Annotated in this window: 15 protein-coding genes; 4 read left to right on the top strand and 11 right to left on the bottom strand. The window is 69.8% G+C overall.

From position 1 onward, the window contains the following. Positions 1-5: 5 nt before the first annotated feature. From WMF12_RS42280 to WMF12_RS42250, 7 genes are all read right to left on the bottom strand, one after another. Positions 6-926: an EamA family transporter gene (locus WMF12_RS42280; RefSeq protein ID WP_437854387.1), complete on the bottom strand. Its 921-nt coding sequence runs from the start codon at positions 924-926 to the stop codon at positions 6-8. Further along, the gene (locus WMF12_RS42275; RefSeq protein ID WP_437854386.1) at positions 907-1,716 is read right to left on the bottom strand and encodes a 2OG-Fe(II)-dependent halogenase WelO5 family protein; all 810 of its coding nucleotides are present in this window, start codon (positions 1,714-1,716) and stop codon (positions 907-909) included. The genes WMF12_RS42280 and WMF12_RS42275 overlap by 20 nt, the downstream gene beginning before the upstream one ends. Positions 1,717-1,727: 11 nt before the next feature. After that, complete coding sequence (locus tag WMF12_RS42270) at positions 1,728-2,438, bottom strand: class II glutamine amidotransferase (protein WP_437854385.1); 711 nt, start codon at positions 2,436-2,438, stop codon at positions 1,728-1,730. 1 nt (position 2,439) lies between these two features. Further along, on the bottom strand, positions 2,440-3,729 hold the full coding sequence (locus WMF12_RS42265) for an ATP-grasp domain-containing protein (RefSeq protein ID WP_437854384.1): 1,290 nt from the start codon (positions 3,727-3,729) through the stop codon (positions 2,440-2,442). A gap of 6 nt (positions 3,730-3,735) precedes the next feature. Beyond that, on the bottom strand, positions 3,736-5,250 hold the full coding sequence (locus WMF12_RS42260) for a PqqD family protein (protein ID WP_437854383.1): 1,515 nt from the start codon (positions 5,248-5,250) through the stop codon (positions 3,736-3,738). Between the two features lie 181 nt (positions 5,251-5,431). After that, the gene (gene asnB / locus WMF12_RS42255) at positions 5,432-7,024 is read right to left on the bottom strand and encodes an asparagine synthase B (RefSeq protein WP_437854381.1); all 1,593 of its coding nucleotides are present in this window, start codon (positions 7,022-7,024) and stop codon (positions 5,432-5,434) included. A gap of 1,272 nt (positions 7,025-8,296) precedes the next feature. Next, on the bottom strand, positions 8,297-9,103 hold the full coding sequence (locus WMF12_RS42250) for an SDR family oxidoreductase (RefSeq protein ID WP_437854380.1): 807 nt from the start codon (positions 9,101-9,103) through the stop codon (positions 8,297-8,299). 505 nt (positions 9,104-9,608) lie between these two features. Here WMF12_RS42250 and WMF12_RS42245 point away from each other — a divergent pair. Next, the gene (locus WMF12_RS42245) at positions 9,609-9,989 is read left to right on the top strand and encodes a hypothetical protein (RefSeq protein ID WP_437854379.1); all 381 of its coding nucleotides are present in this window, start codon (positions 9,609-9,611) and stop codon (positions 9,987-9,989) included. Between the two features lie 82 nt (positions 9,990-10,071). Beyond that, the gene (locus WMF12_RS42240; protein WP_437854378.1) at positions 10,072-10,344 is read left to right on the top strand and encodes a cation transporter dimerization domain-containing protein; all 273 of its coding nucleotides are present in this window, start codon (positions 10,072-10,074) and stop codon (positions 10,342-10,344) included. Positions 10,345-10,391: 47 nt separating this feature from the next. On the opposite strand, the gene WMF12_RS42235 is transcribed toward WMF12_RS42240, so the two are convergent. Beyond that, the gene (locus WMF12_RS42235; RefSeq protein WP_437854377.1) at positions 10,392-11,117 is read right to left on the bottom strand and encodes a hypothetical protein; all 726 of its coding nucleotides are present in this window, start codon (positions 11,115-11,117) and stop codon (positions 10,392-10,394) included. 493 nt (positions 11,118-11,610) lie between these two features. Between WMF12_RS42235 and WMF12_RS42230 the strand changes: the two genes are divergently transcribed. Then, on the top strand, positions 11,611-11,817 hold the full coding sequence (locus WMF12_RS42230) for a hypothetical protein (RefSeq protein WP_437854376.1): 207 nt from the start codon (positions 11,611-11,613) through the stop codon (positions 11,815-11,817). 4 nt (positions 11,818-11,821) lie between these two features. Here the strand turns inward: WMF12_RS42230 and polX are convergent, their stop codons facing one another. Both polX and ligA read right to left on the bottom strand, forming a co-directional pair. Next, positions 11,822-13,615 (bottom strand): DNA polymerase/3'-5' exonuclease PolX, encoded by a 1,794-nt coding sequence (gene polX, locus WMF12_RS42225; RefSeq protein ID WP_437854375.1) that lies wholly within the window; start codon positions 13,613-13,615, stop codon positions 11,822-11,824. A gap of 11 nt (positions 13,616-13,626) precedes the next feature. Next, positions 13,627-15,693, bottom strand: coding sequence for an NAD-dependent DNA ligase LigA (gene ligA / locus WMF12_RS42220; protein WP_437854374.1), 2,067 nt, complete (start codon positions 15,691-15,693; stop codon positions 13,627-13,629). 221 nt (positions 15,694-15,914) lie between these two features. Here ligA and WMF12_RS42215 point away from each other — a divergent pair, with 221 nt between their 5' ends. After that, the gene (locus tag WMF12_RS42215) at positions 15,915-17,330 is read left to right on the top strand and encodes a sugar porter family MFS transporter (RefSeq protein WP_437854373.1); all 1,416 of its coding nucleotides are present in this window, start codon (positions 15,915-15,917) and stop codon (positions 17,328-17,330) included. 59 nt (positions 17,331-17,389) lie between these two features. Here WMF12_RS42215 and WMF12_RS42210 read toward each other — a convergent pair whose 3' ends face one another. Then, positions 17,390-18,229, bottom strand: a complete 840-nt coding sequence (locus WMF12_RS42210) for an SDR family NAD(P)-dependent oxidoreductase (protein ID WP_437854372.1) — start codon at positions 18,227-18,229, stop codon at positions 17,390-17,392. Positions 18,230-18,262: the final 33 nt, after the last annotated feature.

Raw genomic sequence — 18,262 nt, 5'->3', positions numbered from 1 at the left:
CATCATTACACCTTCGCTGCTCCCATCGGTCGGTTCGCCGGAGCGATCATGTTGATGACCCGAGGCCCGAGAACGACGGTGGCGAGCCCGAGGAGGACCAGGGCCGCCGCCGCCACCCCGGCGCCGCTTTGCTCCTCATGCAGCAGGAGCGCCGAGAAAGCCATCCCGAACACGGGCACGAGCAGCGCGAACGGCGCCACCAGGTTGGCCGAGTAGCTCCTGAGCAGATGGCCCCAGATGCCGAAGGCCACGACCGTCGCGATGATGCCCGTGTAAAGAACCGCCCCGAGGCCCCCGAGCCCGATCCGTGACACCGCGGCGACCTGCCCCTCCTCGAGCAGGAGCGAGAGGCCGAGGAGCGGCAGCGGCGGGATCAGGCTCATCCAGACCATCAGGCGAAAGGCGTCGAAGCCCCCAGCCCGCTTGATGAGGATGTTGGCGAACGCCCAGGCGACAGCGGCGCCGAGCACCAGCGCGAACCCGGTGAGGCTCACGCTCCCGGCTCGCGTGTAGCCGATGAGCGCGATCCCAGAGAGCGCGATCACGATCCCCGCCTTCTGCACGCGCGAGGGCGCGTCCTTGAGGAAGACGGCCGAGAGGATCAGCGTGAAGAGCACCTGTGCCTGGACCGCCAGGGACGAGAGCCCCGCCGGCATCCCGGCCTTGATCCCCGCGAAGAGGAGCGAATATTTGACCACCCCCAGCACGAGACCCACTTGGAGGATCACGCGCCATGGGATCTGCTTCCGATCGATGAAGAACACAGCCGGGATCGCGGCGCAGGTGAAGCGAAGCGCAGAGAACAGCAGCGGTGGAAACGAGTCCAGACCGACCTTGATGACGACGAAGTTCAAGCCCCAGACGAAGGCAGTCAGCACCGCCATGAGAACGTGACGAAAGCGCATTTTAGCTCCACACGACTGCATTCCTGAGCTCATCATCGTAGAACCCGATGAAGAAGCCCAGTGTAATCCGGTCCTTTCCGCCGACACGCTCGATCTCGTGGTAATTTGTGGGATTGATTACATAGACATCGCCCGTCTGTGGCCGGAAGACCGTGCGCGGCACGTCGCGGACGACGCTCCTATCATAACCGAGGCCACCCTTGATCTTGAAGGCCTCGTCCTCCTCGTTCCACGTCTTGCGGTAGCTGATCAGCTCTCCTCCCTGATCGCACTCCTGGATGCAGACGATGCAGCTCAGCTGGTGCTTCAGCTTGGCGAGCGAGAGGCCGGTCGACGCCGCATCGCGCATGATGTTGTCGTTGTGCAGCGGGTTGCACACGCCGTCCGCGTGGACGCGCACGATCGAGTCCGCGTAACGCTGGCCGTCGGGCTCCTCCTGGACCTTCATGCTCTGCAGCCCGAAGAGCGACTTCAGCCTGTCCCGCACGATGTGGCGGAGATCGAAATCGGGCTCGGGGAAGACCTCATCGATGATGCTTGCGTTCGCGAAATACTCCTCCGGCCGCGAGAGGTGCTTCGCCAGGTAGGGGCCGATCGTCGTCAGCGTGCCGTTCACGTACTGCGTCGCGAGCTTCTTCCCGTAGTGGTCGCGGATCTGCCTGAGGCCGTTCTGGAGGAGCTTGTCCCCGAGGAGGTCCTTGCACACGACGACCGCGACCTCGCTGTCGACCAACCCGCGGAGCAGCTTGCGGCCGGAGGCGCGATCGTCCGAGGGGAGGGAGACCTGATTCCAGTGATGATCGTTGTTCATGATAGACCTCTTCAGTGAGCGTTGAGCTTGATGGGTACGATGTGGCGCTGCGGCAAGGGCGCCCAGCGCTCGCGCGGCGCCAGCGCCGGGATGATCTCCGAGGCGTAAATGGTGCAGTCTTCCAGCGCGAGCTGGTGCATCGAGAAGTAACGGCGGTACGGGACCTCCGTAGGTGTCCAGTGGATCACGTACGCCCACTCCGCGTTCAGGAGGATGGCGTTGGCCGAGGTGCCCCCGGGCGGGATGGCGCGCAGCTTGGACAGCGCAGCGTCGATGTCCAGCGTGTGGGCGTTCTCCGGGACGAGGTACTCGAGGTACTCGGCCGAGTCGAACTCGGAGCGCTCCTTGCCGAGCCTCTGGTGGACGGTCGGCAAGAAGCCGTTGTGGAGGAGGTACCACGGCCCCTTCGCCCCCGCGCGCGCCAGCGGGTGCGTGCACTGGAGCCCCTGGTTGCGCGCGAGCGTCGCGTGCCGCACGTGCACCGCCAGGAGATCAGTCTCCACGCCCCGGAGCGGGGACTCGTCGGCCGTGTCGTTGATCCTCCGCGGGTCGCGGTGGATGCTCAGGCCGCCCCCCGGATCCCGCCACACCGCGCCCCAGCCGTTGGGGTGCTGCTGCGTGGGCCCTTCGTGGTCGGCCGTCTGGCCCGAGCTCATCATGATGGCCGCGTCGAGGATCGCTGAGCTCGAGAATCTACCTTTGGCGAGGATGAGCCGGCACATGTCAGTCCTCCAGGCGGGCGGCGATGCAGTGGCGCAGGTTCGCGCGTGCCTCGTCGCGGTGTCGCGCGTACAGGACGACCCTCCCCACAAAGCCCGTGTGGCGCAGCCGGTCCGAGGCGAGGCTCGCGTCATCGCCCGCGTCGTCAGGGTCGCTCGCCGGGGCCGCGAAGCGCAGGATCTCCGCGCGGACGCCGCGCGAAAGGAGCTGCTCCGCCGCGCGGAGCTCGTCCTCGGAGGCGAGCGTCGCCTGACCGATGACGGCGCCCTCGCCCTGCGGCGGCCTGGTCAGCGCGGGCTCGCGCCCGTCCAGGTGGCTCGCGACCGACAGCTCTGCCCAGTCCATGTCCGTCACGCGCCGGACCAGCGCCACGATGCCGCCCCCCGAGAGCCGGAATCCCATCTCCACGAAGTGGACGCCTCGCGCGTTCTCGATGAGGTCGACGTGGAACGGACCGCTCCTGTACCCGGTCGCGTCGATGCACCGCTGCGCGAGCTCCTGGAACGCCTGGGGCGCCTGCGCGCCGTGACTCGCGATGTGGGCGACTTCGCGAAACCCGACGAGCCGGCCGGCGTCCCGCGAGCGCTCGCGGAGGATGATCTTCTCGCACGTCGTGAGCACGACGGCGCGGCCGCCGTGCGCGACCGCCTGGATCGAGTGCTCCGTCCCCTGGACGTACTCTTCCAGGACGATCTGCGAGAAGGCCCCTCCATCATAGTTCGTCATGGCCCGGATCTGGGCGATGGCATCGTCGCGCTGCGCCGGCTCGTCGACGACGAAGACGCCAAGGCCACCCCCCCCGTCGGCGGGCTTGATCACGAGCGGTAAGCCGAGGTGATCAAGCGCCTGTCCTCCGGCGCTGGGCCGCACGGGGAGCGTCCTGTAGCGCGGCTGGAGGACGCCCGGCGCCCTCGCGTCGAGCGCCGCCCGCTGCCCCGACTTGTCCAGCGGGGTGAAGCGGCGCTCGGCCCGCGCGTCCTGCGGGGGCACGCCGAGCAGCTCGGCGGCGGCGTAGGTGCTCGCCGTGTAGCGCTCGAAGCCCGGCAGCATCAGCGCGATCCGGGGGCGCAGCGCCTCCAGCGCCGCCCGAACCGCCTCGGGGTCGGCGGGGCGCTCGACGGCGATCTCGACGTCGAACGCGCTGCGCCCGAGCTGCCGGCGCCAGCGCAGGTAGGCGGGCGTCTCCACGAGGACGGCCGACAGGGACCGCTTGCGCGCGACGCCGAGGTACGGGTCCAGCCCGTCCCGCGTGGCGCCGACCTGAACGAAGATGTTTCCAGTCTGAGAGTTCATGTTTCCTTACCTGCCGGAGATGGTCTCTTGAACCAGGGCGCCGCTGGGGGCGCGCCGCGTCTGGATGACGTCCTTGTGCGGATCGCGCGCGAGGATGTGCTCGATGAGGTGTCCCCCGCCGCCCTCCGCGGACGGGTGCAGCGGCGACGCGTGGATGACGCGGAGCTGCGAGAGCGTGAGCCCGCTCAGCCGCTCGAGCGCCTGCTGCACCTCGCGCTGCCGTGCCCCGCGGGCCGGATCCTTGCCGTCGCGGAGCAGCTCGCGGATGGCCCCGGCGAGCGGCGCGAGCTCGGGCTGCTCGCGCGCGAGGTAGACGTCGAGGTTCTCGCACCTGTCTGCGAAGGGCGAATAAATCATGCAGACGAGCTGCTGCTCGTCGAGGCCATAGACCTCGCTGGCCATGTCGTCCATGACCACCCGCATGCGCGCGAGCTTCTCGGGGCCATCGTAGCGGGCGAGCATCATGTCCACGAGGACCTGCGGAAACTCCTTCTTGCGCATCAGCCCCACGGCGAAGTCGACGTACTCGGCGATCCCTTCAGCGTAGCTCCGCCCGTACATTCGCTCGCACTTCAGGCCTCGCAGGTGCGCCATGAGCGCCGGGTTGGCGCAGTCCGACTCGCTGAAGCTGAAGGCAATCTCGTCGAACTCGAAGCCGAGGTGCCTGGTGAGCAGATCCCAGTGGTCCCCGGAGGCGTACTGGGTGTCGTCGTAGATCGAGAAGAACTGAAGATCTTTCCGGAGTTCCGCCGTGACGAGCCGCCGCGCGATGGCGTCCGCCGCGTCGCTCCCGTGGAGATCGCGAAAATAGAGCTGCGACAGGCTGCGCATCCTGGTGAGGAAGCCGCCGAAGCCCCCCTCGGCGCTGTTGCTGTCGAACCCGAACCGCTGCGCGAGCCGCGCGACCCAGACATAGTAGGCCCGCTGCTCCCTGCGCGAGTCTCCCGTGATGATGATGTCGACGCCGCTCCCGTAGGACGCCGCGAGGCCGAACGAGTTCACCATGCTGAGGTTGCACGCGTTGCAGAACGTCGGTCGGGCGTCCGCGAACGTCCGGTGCCCCGTCATCAGGATGTCCTCCCGGTTCTGCCGCACGAGGGCGAGCGGCAGCCGCCGATCGACCCTGAAGGGGTTGATCTCGTTGCCGTCGATGAGCAGCGCCTCGCAGTCCGGATCCTCGAGCAGCTTGAGGGCCCTGTAGGCGCGGGCGATGTTCTCCATCACGGCCCGTGGCATCCCCGCGTGCCGGTTGGTCACCACGAGCAGCTTGAACGTCTGGCCGTGCATGCGGGCGAGGAGCAGCTGCATGCACCGCACGAAGGCGATCGTGTAGGAGCTGTCCTTCCCGCCACCGTAGGCGACCAGGACCTGGTTCCTGCGCAGCTCCTCCTTGTGCGGCAGGCCCTCGTGGAGCTTCTGCGCGCACCTCGTCGCAGCGTCGATGTGCTGCTGCGGCAGGTGAGCGGCGAGGGCGCGGAGCGCCTCTTCTCGAAGTTGTCGTACAGGCGAATGGTTCGTCATCTCAAGTTATCCCAATGAGGGGCCTCCCCCGTCCGCCGCGGAGCGGCGGGCGGGTTCGTCCGGCTTTGAGGGGGCGTCACTCGCCCCGCGGCCACGTTCGGCGGCCAGGCCACCTCGCGCAGCTCCGGCGGAGCGAAGGTGACGTGCGACGAGCGCGTCACTGTCGCCTCGAGCTAGCTCCTCAGACTCCGCTAGCGCCGTAGTTCGGCAGCGCGCGCGCGCTCGGATCGGAGACGTCGCAGTTCTTCCATTCCTTGTTCGGCATCCAGTAGTCGGGGATGAGCTCCGCGCGGCCGGGGAAGAGGCTCTCGAACATCTCCCGATACAGGAGCGACTCCTTCGAGATCGGCGCGCGGTGCTCGTACCTGCGCTGCGCCGCCGCGACGTCCGCGTCCGAGTACCGCGCCTCGGCGTGGGCCTTGATCGAGTCGACAAGGCTGTGGCCCATCGCGTCCGAGAAGGCCGCCTTCTCGCGGTAGAGGATCGCGTCGGGGAGGTACCGCTTGTCGGCGAACGCCCGGCGCAGGAGGAGCTTGCCCATGCCGGTCTTGTTCATCTTCCGCTCCGGGTTGATCGCCATCACGTAGCTCGCGAAGGCGAGGTCCCCGAACGGCACGCGGGCCTCGAGCGAGTGGGCGCTTATGCAGCGGTCCGCGCGTAGGACGTCGTAGGCGTAGAGCTCACGCAGGCGCTTGCGCGCCTCCTTCTGGAACTCCGCGGCCGACGGGGCATAATCGGTGTACTTGTACCCGAAGAGCTCGTCGCTGATCTCGCCGGTGAGCAGGACCTTGATGTCGGTGCTCTGCCGGATGTGCTTGCAAATAAGGTACATGCCGATCGAGGCGCGGATCGTGGTGATGTCCCACGTCTCGAGGTGATAGATCACGTCCCTCAGCGCCTCGAACGCCTGCTCCTTGGTGACGTAGACGTTGTGGTGGCGCGACTTGATGTGATCGGCGACCGTCTGCGCGTACTTGATGTCGATGGCGTCCTCGGCCATGCCGATCGCGAAGGTGTCGATCGGCTTGCCGAGCACGCGCGTGGCGATGGCGCAGACCAGGCTGGAGTCGAGGCCGCCGCTCAGCAGGAAGCCGACCGGGACGTCGGACACGAGCCGCTTGCGCACCCCCTCGACGAGCAGGCGCTCGAGGTTCGCGGAGATGGTGGCCTCGTCGTCGTTCGCGACGTTCTTCACCGCCGTGATGTCGCGGTACTGCACGAAGCTGTCGCCGTCGAAGTAGTGGCCAGGCGGGAAGGGCGCGACCTTCGCGCAGAGATCGCTGATGAACTTCACCTCGGAGGCGAACACGATCCCGCGCCCGTTCTTCAGGTAACCGAAGAAGAGCGGCCGGATGCCGATCGGGTCCCGTGCCGCGAAGACGCGGCCGGAAGCACCGTCGTAGTAGGCGAAGGCGAACTCCGCGTCCAGCCGCTCGCAGGCGCCCCGAAGCCCGTATTTGCGCACCAGCGGCAGGATCACATCGCAGTCCGACCCCGAGCCGCCCCCGTCGTCTCCGACGTCCGCGCGGATCGCCTCTTCGTTGTACACTTCGCCGTTGCAGATGACGGCGTCCCTGCCGTCCCTCGACCAGAGCGGCTGGTTGCCGTCGGGGCCGAGCCCTCTGATGGCGAGGCGCTGGAAGCCGAAGACGGCCCTCGGGCCGACCTGCTCCCAGGCCGAGTGGTCAGGGCCCCGGTGATTCAATCGTTCGAAGCTGCCCCGGAAACACGTCGCTGAATCGATATCTCCGAAGAAGGCAAAGATTCCGCACATTGTTGACTCCAAGGTACGTTGGTGGACGCTGGCGAGCGTCTCTCAGTTCAAGTCCTCCAGAGCTCTGAGCTGACCCCGGAGCCCTCCATCGTCGAGCAGAGCCCTCCGACCGTTCCTCGAGGGAACGTCGGATTCGCCGCTAGCGCGCTCGGATGCCCCCGATGCCCCCCAGCTCCGCTCCTGTTGAGTCCTCCGCCTCCGGGCGATCGGCACGACGTCAAGCAAGGGTCGCGGCGCCCAGCGATGGACGACCGATGACCACGGACGACGGCCCAGGGGAACGGACGGCGCTCGCTCTTAACGAAGCAACATCACGCGATATTCCTCGAGTGGTCTCCGCAAATCTGCTGCTCCGGCGAGCAACCCATGGCGATGTTCATCCTCCGATCCAGGGATCGAGGGATCGCGGTGATTGCTGACGACCGGCGCCGCGAGGGCAGCGGGACACGTAAGCTAGTGCGGCCCCTCACCATGCGCAAGCGTCTAACACCGATCAAAATCCTGCTCTCCCGTCGACCGGATGACGAGTCGGCGCTGTCGATGTCTTACGTCCCGTCCTCTGCATTGCAGAAATCGGATGAGGCTATGACGGGGCGAGCGCCGCACCGTTGATGCCGGCGGCTGAGCGGCCGCGTGCCATCAACACGCGTGCCATCAACACGCGTGCCATCAACACGTGTGCCATCAACACGCGTGCCATGCGCCCCGCGCCCGACGCCGCGATCTGGCCATCGACGCGGGATCGAGCCGACCGCCGACAGCACCTGTGCAACGACAGACATCGTTGAGCGGTGGTGACCCGCCTGTGGAGAATGCGGACCAGCTCGGTGTCCCACGCTGCGCACCAGTCAAGGATGGCTGATCGCCAGGGTGCGCGATGATGCATGGAATGGCTCGATGTTGCCGATCAGGCGGCGCGTGGAGGCGACGCTCCGTCCTGCACCCGTGCGCAGGCGTGGCCGTGCGCGCGGCGGCCTGCGGCGAGGGCAGGCGATGGAGCAGGACCACGGTGAACACCGGCGCCGCGGCGGAGGGCGCGAGCAGGCGCCAGGAAATCGATGGTGTGGCGGTGCCACATCGGGCTACGCGGCGCGGGGGCTCCGCGCAGCAGGGACGCTCGCTTGAAGTGAAAGTGAACTGAACTGCAGAGCTCGCTCGAACGTCGGCTCGGCGATCGCCGGGGCGCCGCGTGAAGCGCGGGCCCGGCGTGCGTGAGGGGGGTCGAGGCGCGTGCGGGGATCGAGCCGGCGTGCGGCGTGCGCGCCGCGCGCCTCAGCTCCTCTTGACGGAGAAGCCGGCGAACGCCTGCATCACGGGCATCAGCTCCAGCCGGTTCACGTTGACGTGCTCCGGGAGCATCGCGCACCATACGACGGACTCGGCGATGTCCTCGGCCGAGAGCGGCTTCACGCCGCGGTACACGGCGGCGGCCTTCTCCTGGTCTCCCTTGAAGCGCACAACCGAGAACTCCGTCTCCGCCATGCCGGGCTCGATGTCGGTGACGCGCACCCGACTGCCGAGGATGTCAGAGCGCAGGTTCAGCGAGAACTGCGCGACGAACGCCTTGCACGCGCCGTATACGTTGCTCCCGGGGTACGGCGTCTCCGCGGCGACCGAGCCGATGTTGATGATGTGCCCGCGGTCGCGCGCCACCATGCCGGGCAGCAGCGCCCGGGTGCAATAAAGTAAGCCTTTAACGTTGGTGTCGATCATCTCCTCCCAGTCGTCCAGATCGGCCTGGTGCGCCGGCGACAGCCCGAGCGCGCCGCCTGCGTTGTTGACCAGCACGGTCACCTCGGAGAACTCGGGCGGGAGCTCGGCGATGGCCTTGTTGACCGCGCCTCGGTCGCGGACGTCCAGCCGGATCAGGTGGATCGCCGGCGCGCGCGCGCCAGCCGGGCCGGGGATGCGGCTGTCCGAGAGCTCCGCCGCGAGCGCCTCCAGGCGCTCGTAGCGGCGGGCGGCGAGGACCAGGCGCGCGCCCAGGCCGGCGAAGCGTCGGGCGATGGCGGCGCCGAAGCCGGAGGAGGCACCGGTGATGAAGACGATGGGAGGCTGAGCAGTCGTGGTGGCACTCATTGCGATGTCCTGGGCGGAGCTATATCAGCTGTGCACGCGCCGAGCGACCTCCGGCGCCCTCGGGCTGCGCGTTCGGGCCGCCAAACATGGGAGCGCTCCCCACGTGGGAGAGCCGGCGGATCGCGAGCTCCGCCGCGACGCGGTCGGCCGGGCCTCGAGCCGCCGCGCGAGGTTGGGCAGCCAGGCGCGCAGCAGCGACGGCCCCGCGTCGCCCTGCGCGCGTGGGGGCCCCACAGCGCCTCCTGGAACAGCGCGGTCGCGCGGTCGTGGATGTGCTCGTTTCTCCGCCACCCGCCGATGCACATCCCACCTCGGCACGACGCTTGCTCAAATTGCCACGATGCGGCCGAGAGGCTGTGGCACCGGCCAGCCCGGACGCGACGCCCGAGGGGACAGCGGGTCCGCCGTGAGGCAGAGAGGCGATCGAGGTGGCGATATGAAGCACGTTGGCATGGGACGACGAATCGGCGGCCGGCTAGGGCTCACGCTCGGTCTTCTCGCGAGCATGGCGCTCGCGGGCTGTGGCGGCCCGAGCGAGCAAACCATTCAGGGCACGCGGCTCGCGCCCGGCGCCGATGCGCACATCACCGCCGACATCGACTCCGACGCCGCGACCACACGGCTGCTGGTGAACGTCGTTCATCTCTCGCCGCCCGAGCGGATCGAGGCCGGCAGCACGCACTTCGTCGTCTGGCAGCGCCCGAGCTCCGAGTCCCCGTGGCGACGGGTCGGAGTGCTCGACTACAATGCTGGCAGCCGAAGAGGCAAGCTGGCCGGGATGACCGTGCCGCATGCCAACTTCGAGCTGCTCATCACCGTCGAGAAGCAGAGCAGCCCTCGATCCCCATCGTCTGCTGCCGTCATCGGGCCGACATCGGTGGACTAGTTAGCAGCCGCCTGCCTCGACGGCCTTCCCCATCAAGCCTGCGCGCTCCTCCAGCGACGGTCGCCAAAGGCATAGGCTCCTCGTGGGGGAGAGCGCGGACAGGGATCTCCTTGTCGCGATCCGCGCGCTCGCCAAGGCGGATCGTGGCGTGTCTGAGGTGGGGCGACCGATGACGATGCACTTCGGTCCGCATGACGTCCTGGTCGTGCTGCGCATCGAGTTCGACCCCGCGCTCACGGCCTCCGGGGTGGCGGAGGCGATCGAGCGTGTCGAGGCGCGGATACGGAGCCAGCGACCCGATGTGAAGCACATCGATGTCGAGGCCAGGTCGACCCAGAACCGCGCGGGGCCATGACACGCCCGTGGAGAGGCCGCTCGCAGCCTCATCCGCGAGGCCCCGGCTCAGCGCCGAAGCGCTGCCGCCGCGCGCCCCGAGACGGCCGATCCGCTCGTGACGATCGCCGATCCCAGCGCGAGCAGGGCGACGAGCGTGAGCACCATGGGATGGATGCCTACCAGCGCGAGGATGCCGAGCACGACCGTTGCGGCGCCGACGAGCGACTGCAAGCCGGCGGCGGCCATCGCCGCCTGACGAGCGACGTGGGCGAGGTGCTGGTGCGCGCCGCGCCCGTCGAGCGCGCCGAGGTCCGCCGTCGCACCGCCGCTGAGCAGCAGCGCGCCGCCAAAGACGATCACCGCGACCGACGTCAGCGCCCCGGGGGCGAGCCCGAGGAGCGCGAGGATGCCGAGCACGATGCCCGCCGCGCCGCCGACGAGCTCCGCGCCCATGCCGCCGCCGAGCTCGGCGCGCGTATCCCACTCGACGGGCGCCGTGGTGCGCGTCAAGGCGCCGAAGCGCGAGGCGATCGCGCCGCCGTGCGCGATCAGCGCGGCGCCGAAGACGATCGTGGCGATCGAGGTGAGCTCTCCCGGCATGAACCCCGTCAGCCCGATGATGGCGAGGACGATCGTCCCCGCGCCGCACACCACCTCGGCGAGCGAGCCGCCGAGCACGATCCGCGGCGCCTCCCTCTCGTCCTCCGGCCTGCGCCGCGCGCCCGATATCGGCGCGATCGGGCTCTCCTGCTGTGTAAACCGTTCACGTTCCTCGGGTCCTGGCGTCTGCATGATTCCCCCGTCCTGTGGTGTAGCCTCGCCGTGGCTACGCGCCTCTGGCTTGCATGTTCTGCGCCCCGCTCACGCGAGGAGACGCTGCCAGGAGGCTGCGCGCCGGCCGCGGCGCCGAGCGACCAGCGATGGATGCCGCGCCAGCGCTCGAGGCATTCGCGCGCCGGTCGAACGGGCCGTACGCGTCGACGTCCCACGGCACGGGCGCCGCAGGTCGTCGAGGCGATTCGGGTCCACGGGCTCATCGGTCCGCTGCCGCGTGTCGAACGGGCCGAAGCGCTGCTCGATCGCCGCGGCCGATGACAGCGAGGCGTCGCGTCACCATGTTCCCTCGCGGTCCTCGGGCAGCGCAAACCTCATGCACTGTCGAAAGGAGCAGCGGCGAACGCCAGGCGAGCAGACGAGAGGCGCCGGCCGGCGGCCCGAACAGCCGCGCGGGAGCGCCCGTGAACGAACGCTCGTCTGAGCTACATGCCCAGCGTCAGGAGGAGATATGAGCATGCTGCATCTCGAGCTCAGCGAGCGCGAAGCGGATGACACAAGGACGGCCCTTTCGACCCGGCTCGTGGGGATGCGAGACGAGCTGGTCCACACCGACGATCGAGCCTACCGGGCGGACCTGAAGGCGACGATCGAGCGGCTCGAAGTGGTGCTCGGCCGCCTCGAAGCGATCGTGGCGGCGCCGACAGCGGCGCCGTAGCTGGTCATGCCGGCGCTCGTCGGCGCGCCGGGGCGGCGGTCGCCGGACGCGGCGCCGGGGCGGCGGTCGCGGCGCGCCCGCGCCTGCCGATGAGCTCCAGGAGCTCCGCGAGGGGCGCCGTGTTGGCGATGTCGGCCGCGGCGCACCAGCCCCGCCGCGCCTGATCGATCCCGTGGCGCATGAAGTCGAGCTCCGCCACGGCGTGCGCGTCGCTGGCGACGACGAGCTTCACGCCGGCCTCTCGCGCGAGGCGGATATGAAGGTCGCAGAGATCCAGGCGCTCGGGTTGAGCGTTGATCTCGAGCAGCACGCCGACGTCGCGCGCGGCGCGCGCGATCCGCGGGAGATCCAGCGCGTACGGCTCGCGCTTGCCCAGGAGGCGCCCGGTCGGGTGGCCTAGGGCCGTGACGAACGGGCTCTCGAGCGCGCGGAGGACACGGCGCGTCATCGCGGGCTCGGGCATCGTGAGCTTCGAGTGCACGCTGGCGACGACGTAGTCGAGCGCCGCCAGCGTCGCGTCATCGAGGTCGAGCGCCCCGTCCTCGAGGATGTCGACCTCGGCCCCGTGCAGGATCGCGATCCCGCCGATCGTCCGGCGCAGCCTGTCGATCGCCCTCGCCTGCTCGCGGAACCCCGAGGCGTCGAGCCCGCCCGCCACGCGGACCGCGCGCGTGTGATCGGTGATGGCCACGTACTCGTACCCGCGGGCCTTGCACGCCCCGACCGTCGCCGCGAGCTCGTCGCGCCCGTCGGTGTACGTCGTGTGCACGTGGAGGTCACCCCGGATGGCGCCGACCTCGACGAGCTCGGGGAGCCGCCCTTCGCGCGCGGCCTCGATCTCGCCGGCGTCCTCGCGCAGCTCGGGCGGGATCCAGGGCAATCCCACCGCGCGAAAGACGTCCACCTCCGCCTGGCCCGCGATCCGCCGGTCCCCCCGGAAGACCCCATATTCGTTGATCTTCAGCCCGCGATTCACGCCCAGCGTGCGAACGGCGATGTTGTGGGCCTTCGAGCCGGTGAAGTAATGGAGGGCCGCGCCGTAGGACTCCGGCGGCACGACGCGGAGGTCGATCTGGAGCCCGGACCGCAGCACGACCGAGCACTTGGTCGCGCCGCGGGCGAGCACCTGCTTGATCTCCGGATACGCCGTCAGGCGCGACGCGACGGGCTCACCCTGCCTCGCGGACACGAGGATATCGACGTCGCCGACGGTCTCTTTGCGGCGCCGGAGGCTGCCAGCCACCTCGACGGCCAGGGCCCCGCGCGCCGCCCGGAGGTGCTTGAGCAGCGGCTCGACCTGCGCCTCGGCGTCCGCGAGCCGCACGCGCCCGGCGGTCGCACGCCGCTTCACGCAGCCGTCGAGGATGGTCGCGGCGAGCCGCTCGCCGAAGCCGCGCACGCCGACGAGGCGACCCGAGCGCGCGGCCTGCTCGAGCTCGTCCACCGTCTCGACGCCGAGGCTGTCGTGCAGCAGGCGCGCGCGCTTCGGCCCGAGCGACGGAATCCGCATCATCTCGACGAGGCTCTCGGGGGTCTTGGCCGTCAGCTCCCTCAGCAGCGACAGCTCGCCGGTCTCGAGCAGCTCGACGATCTTGCCCGCGAGATCCTTGCCGATTCCAGGCAGCGCCGTGAGCGCGCCCGCGCCGTCGCGCTCGACAATCCCGGCCACGGGCTCACCGAGCGACGCCAGGGTGCGCGCGGCGGTGCGGTAGGCCCGCACGCGGAACGGGCTCTCGTCCTGGATCTCGAGCAGATCCGCCACTTCCTCGAAGGTGCGACCGATATCGACGTTCTCCATGCGCCCCCCGTTCACGCCTGGACGAGCTTCTGGAGCTCGCCCTCCGTCAGCACGGTGATGCCGAGCGCCCTTGCCTTCTGGAGCTTTTCGCCGGGGCTCTTGCCGAGAACTACGTAGTCGGTCGACGCTCCGACGCTGCCGGACGCGCGTCCACCGGCGCGGCGGACGAGCTGCTCGGCCTCGGGGCGCGTCATCGACGAGAGCGCGCCGGTGAACACCACGGTCTTTCCGTCGAGCGGACCGGCCGTGGCGGGCGCGGCGCCCGCGCGGCGGGGCCGGTGCGCCGGGCGGACCCCGCGCTCGAGGCAGAGCGCGATCACCCGCCGGTGCTGGCGGCGCTTCAGGAAACCGGCGATGCCGGCCGCGACGTTCGGTCCGATCCCCTCGACCCGCCGGAGCGCGCGCTCGTCGGCCGCCATCACCGCCTCGAGCGATCCGAAATGATCGGCGAGATCCTGAGCCGTGCGCTCGCCGACGCCCGGCATGCCGAGCGCGTGAAGGAAGCGCCAGAGCTCGGTCTGCTTCGCGCGCTCGATGGCGCGCACCAGGTTTTGCGCAGATCGGGCCCCGAAGCGCTGGAGCCGGAGCAGATCCTGCTCCTTCACCGCGAAGAGATCGGCGACGCTCTCGACGAGCCCGCCCTCGATCAGGGCCGTCACGGTCTCCCGCCCGAGGCCGCGGATGTCGAGCGCGCTGCGCGAGGCGAAGTGGCTGATCGACCGCTCCAGCTGGGCGCGGCAAGCCAGGCCGGCCGGGCACCGATCGAGCGGCCCCTCCTGCACGACGGCCGCCCCGCACGCAGGGCACCGCGCCGGCATCGCGAACGGCGGGCCCCGCCGCTCCCCCGCCCGGGGAATGCGCTCGATCACCTCGGGAATGACGTCTCCGGCGCGGTCCACGCGCACGGCGTCGCCGATCCGCAGGTCCTTGCGCCGGAGCTCCTCGCGGTTGTGGAGCGTCGCGCGCGCCACGGTGACGCCGCCGATCGAGATGGGGGTGAGCACCGCGACCGGCGTGAGCGCGCCCGTGCGGCCGACCTGGACCACGATGTCTTCGATGGTCGTCGCCTCGCGGCGCGGCGCGAACTTGAACGCGAGCGCCCAGCGCGGGTGACGCGCGGTCGCGCCGAGGCGCTCGCGCGCGGGGAGGTCGTCGAGCTTGACGGCGATGCCGTCCATCTCGGCGCCGAGCGCGTCGCGGTGCTCCTCCATCTCGCGGTGGTACCGGAGGATCTCCTCGGCGCTCTCGACCCGGCGGTTGTGAGGGCTGACGCGGAGACCCCACCCGCGGAGGGCCTCCAGCCGCTCCCAGTGGGTCGTGGGCGCCGGGCCGCCCGCGATGGCCAGCACATCGTAAAAGACGATCTCGAGCGGGCGCGCGGCGGTGACGCGCGGGTCGAGCTGCCGGAGCGACCCCGCCGCGGCGTTGCGCGCGTTCGCGAACAGCGGCTTACCCTCCCTCGCCAGCTGCTCGTTGAGGCGGCGGAACGCGGCCGTGGCCATGAGCACCTCGCCGCGCACGGACAGCCGCTCCGGAGGCGGCTGGCCGCCGTCGACGAGCCGGAGGGGCACGGACCGGATCGTCTTCACATTGGCGGTGACGTCCTCGCCGCGCTCGCCATCCCCCCGCGTCCCGGCGTGTGCGAGCGCGCCGCGCTCGTACACCACCTCGATCGACGCGCCGTCGAGCTTCGGCTCTGCCACGAACGTGAGCCGGCCCTGGCCGAGCGCCTGACGGAGGCGATCGACGAAGCGCCGTACGTCCTCCCCGTGGACCACCGAGTCGAGGCTGAGCATCGGCGCCATGTGGCGGATCTCGGGGAACGTCGGCAGCGGGGCCCCGGCCACGCGCTGCGTCGGCGAGTCCGGGGTCACGAGCTCCGGATAGAGCCCTTCCAGCCGCTTCAGCTCGTCGAGCCGGCGATCGTACTCGGCGTCCGAAATGACCGGGCGATCGAGCACATAGTAGAGGTGGTCGTGAGCCCCGATCTCGTGGCGCAATGCCTCGATCCGACGGCGCGCGTCCCCGCGCGGAAGGCGCGGAAGCCGTGTAACCCCGGTCGGCGATGCCGTGCTCATGCGTCGGATCCCTTTCTGCCGGCGGCGCGCTCGATCGTTCTCGCCGCCGCGTCGTTCACGGAGGCAGGCGGTGTGCCACCAGGCCGCCCGCGCAGGCGCCGCGGGGTCGCTGCGCTCGAGGCGACCGCGCAATCGCTGATCGCATGGATCGAGCTCCATGAACGCCTGTGGCGCTCGAGCTGACGAGTCCCGGCGGCACGGTTCGTGGTTCACCGGGGGGCATGGCAGAGCCCGCGGCGCAGCAGGGGGATGGACGCGGCGAGGAGCCCCTCTCGACGGTACGGATCGCCCTGATCGCGTCCGTCGCCGCGCTGGGAGGCTTCCTGTTCGGGTTCGACACCGCCGTCATCAACGGCGCCGTCGGCGCGCTGGAGAGGGTATTCACAGCGCACCCGGGGACCGTGGGCCTGTCCGTGTCCTCGGCGCTGCTCGGCGCGGCTGCCGGCGCGGTGCTCGCGGGCAAGCTGGCCGACCGTTACGGCCGGACGCGGACGATGATCGCGACCTCCCTGCTGTTCGTCGTCAGCGCGGCGGGCTCGGGGGCGGCGATCTCGCCCTGGGACTTCAGCGCGTGGAGGGTGCTCGGCGGCATGGCCATCGGCGCGGCCAGCGTCGTCGCTCCCGCCTACATCGCGGAGATCGCGCCGGCCCACCTGCGCGGCCGCCTCGGATCGCTCCAGCAGCTCGCGATCGTGCTCGGCATCTTCGTCGCCCTGCTCGGCGATTACGCCATCGCGACGTCCGCGGGCTCGGCGACGAGCCCGTTCTGGCTCGGGGCACAGGCCTGGCGATGGATGTTCTGGAGCGCCATCCCACCGGCGCTCCTCTACGGGCTCGGCGCGCTGCTGATCCCCGAGTCCCCGCGCCACCTCGTGGCGAGGGGGCGTGTGGACGAGGCGCTCGCCGTGCTCCGTGGCCTCCTCGGCGCGTCCGCCCGGACGAAGCTCGTCGAGATCCAGAGGACGCTCTCGTCCGAGCGCCGGCCCAGGCTCGCGGACCTGCGGGGGCGCGCTGGGCTGCTCCGCATCGTCTGGATCGGCATCGGCCTCTCGGCGTTCCAGCAGCTCGTGGGCATCAACGTCATCTTCTATTACTCGAGCGTCCTCTGGCAGGCGGTCGGGTTCTCCGAGCGAAGCTCGCTTGCCATCACGGTCGTCACCGGCGTCACGAACATCGTGACCACCCTCGTCGCCATCGCGACCGTCGACCGCCTCGGGCGCAGGCCGCTGCTCATCGCGGGATCCATCGGCATGACGCTGACGCTCGGCGCCATGGCGGCCGTGTTCGGCGCCGCGGGCGAGGACGCCGCGGGCAACCCCGCCCTGACGGGCGCCGCCGGCCCCGCCGCGCTGCTCGCCGCCAACCTGTATGTCTTCTGCTTCGGGGCGTCCTGGGGGCCGGTGACCTGGGTGCTGCTCGGCGAGATGTTCGAGAACCGCATCCGCGCCCTCGCCCTCTCGATCGCGGCCGCCGCGCAATGGCTGGCGAACTTCCTCGTGAGCGCGACCTTCCCCGCGCTCAAGGCGACCGGCCTGGGCATCGCCTACGGGCTCTACACCGCCGCCGCGGCGGCCTCGCTGGTGTTCGTCGTCGCCTTCATCCCCGAGACGAAGGGCAAGGAGCTCGAGGAGATGTGATGTGCGCCCGCATGGCGAGAGGAGACGTGTGTCAGCGAGGCGCGGCTGTCTCGAGAACCTCAGCGGGCGGCGAACTCCCGCTCGTGGATGGATCGCACCTTCTCCAGCACCCTCGGGCCATGCTCTCGGAACGGGAGATCCATCGCGCGGTCCTTCTTCAAATAGACGCCTGAGAGGTCCCGGTTCGCGCCGAACGCCGCCTCGTAAAGCCGCGAAGCCCCCTGGCTCGGGGGCGGGAACAGGAACCTCATCAGCGGCTCCACGTAAAACGGCAGCCCCGACCGCTTTCCCTTCCTCAGCGTGTTGTTGGGCCCAGGATCCACGCTCCGGATCTTGATCCCATCCCCCGCGAGCAGCGGCGCCACCTCACGCGTCCAGAGGGAGAGCGCGAGCTTGGAGGTCGCGTAGGGACCAAAGAGCTGCTTGAACGACGCCGGGCGCTCCAGGGCGTCCGGGTCGAAGCGCCTCGTCATCGTGAACGCATTGGAGGAGGTGTTCACGACCGTCTTCAAGTCCCCCTTCCGCAGCAGCCCTCTGAGCTCCATCGCGATGACATACGGCACCACCGCCTGGAGCTCGAAGTGCAGCTCTCGGCCTTGCCTGGAGAAGGTCAGCTCCGGGACGCTGCCGCCAGCGTTGTTGAACAGCACGTCGATCTTCTCTTCGCTCGCCTTGATCGCGCCGAGCACCCGCCTGAGGCCCTCGAAATCGGACAGATCCGCGTTGTGGACACGGAGCCTCCGGCGCTCGATGCCCTCCCGGATCAGCGGATCGTCCTCGGGGAACCCCGAGCGGTTCAGCGCGATGACCTGAAAGCCCTCCGACAGCAGACGACGCGTGAGCTCGAGCCCAATACCGTGGTTTGCGCCCGTGATGAGCGCGACCTTGTCGTGTTCCATGGTGTTTCTCGTGGATCCTGTGAGGGCCGCCTC

The organism is Sorangium sp. So ce363, from assembly GCF_051520435.1.
In the GTDB taxonomy this organism is placed as follows: domain Bacteria; phylum Myxococcota_A; class Polyangia; order Polyangiales; family Polyangiaceae; genus Sorangium; species Sorangium cellulosum_B.
The sequence above is the reverse complement of the archived record's forward strand: the minus strand, read 5'-3'. Positions and strand labels throughout refer to the sequence as shown.

What these genes read in the sequence shown, in the direction of transcription:
- WMF12_RS42280 (WP_437854387.1), bottom strand. Translation starts at nt 926, where the DNA reads ATGCAGTCGTGTGGAGCTAAAATGCGCTTTCGTCACGTTCTCATGGCG.
- WMF12_RS42275 (WP_437854386.1), bottom strand. Translation starts at nt 1,716, where the DNA reads ATGAACAACGATCATCACTGGAATCAGGTCTCCCTCCCCTCGGACGAT.
- WMF12_RS42270 (WP_437854385.1), bottom strand. Translation starts at nt 2,438, where the DNA reads ATGTGCCGGCTCATCCTCGCCAAAGGTAGATTCTCGAGCTCAGCGATC.
- WMF12_RS42265 (WP_437854384.1), bottom strand. Translation starts at nt 3,729, where the DNA reads ATGAACTCTCAGACTGGAAACATCTTCGTTCAGGTCGGCGCCACGCGG.
- WMF12_RS42260 (WP_437854383.1), bottom strand. Translation starts at nt 5,250, where the DNA reads ATGACGAACCATTCGCCTGTACGACAACTTCGAGAAGAGGCGCTCCGC.
- asnB (WP_437854381.1), bottom strand. Translation starts at nt 7,024, where the DNA reads ATGTGCGGAATCTTTGCCTTCTTCGGAGATATCGATTCAGCGACGTGT.
- WMF12_RS42250 (WP_437854380.1), bottom strand. Translation starts at nt 9,103, where the DNA reads ATGAGTGCCACCACGACTGCTCAGCCTCCCATCGTCTTCATCACCGGT.
- WMF12_RS42245 (WP_437854379.1), top strand. Translation starts at nt 9,609, where the DNA reads ATGGCGCTCGCGGGCTGTGGCGGCCCGAGCGAGCAAACCATTCAGGGC.
- WMF12_RS42235 (WP_437854377.1), bottom strand. Translation starts at nt 11,117, where the DNA reads ATGCAGACGCCAGGACCCGAGGAACGTGAACGGTTTACACAGCAGGAG.
- WMF12_RS42230 (WP_437854376.1), top strand. Translation starts at nt 11,611, where the DNA reads ATGAGCATGCTGCATCTCGAGCTCAGCGAGCGCGAAGCGGATGACACA.
- polX (WP_437854375.1), bottom strand. Translation starts at nt 13,615, where the DNA reads ATGGAGAACGTCGATATCGGTCGCACCTTCGAGGAAGTGGCGGATCTG.
- ligA (WP_437854374.1), bottom strand. Translation starts at nt 15,693, where the DNA reads ATGAGCACGGCATCGCCGACCGGGGTTACACGGCTTCCGCGCCTTCCG.
- WMF12_RS42215 (WP_437854373.1), top strand. Translation starts at nt 15,915, where the DNA reads ATGGCAGAGCCCGCGGCGCAGCAGGGGGATGGACGCGGCGAGGAGCCC.
- WMF12_RS42210 (WP_437854372.1), bottom strand. Translation starts at nt 18,229, where the DNA reads ATGGAACACGACAAGGTCGCGCTCATCACGGGCGCAAACCACGGTATT.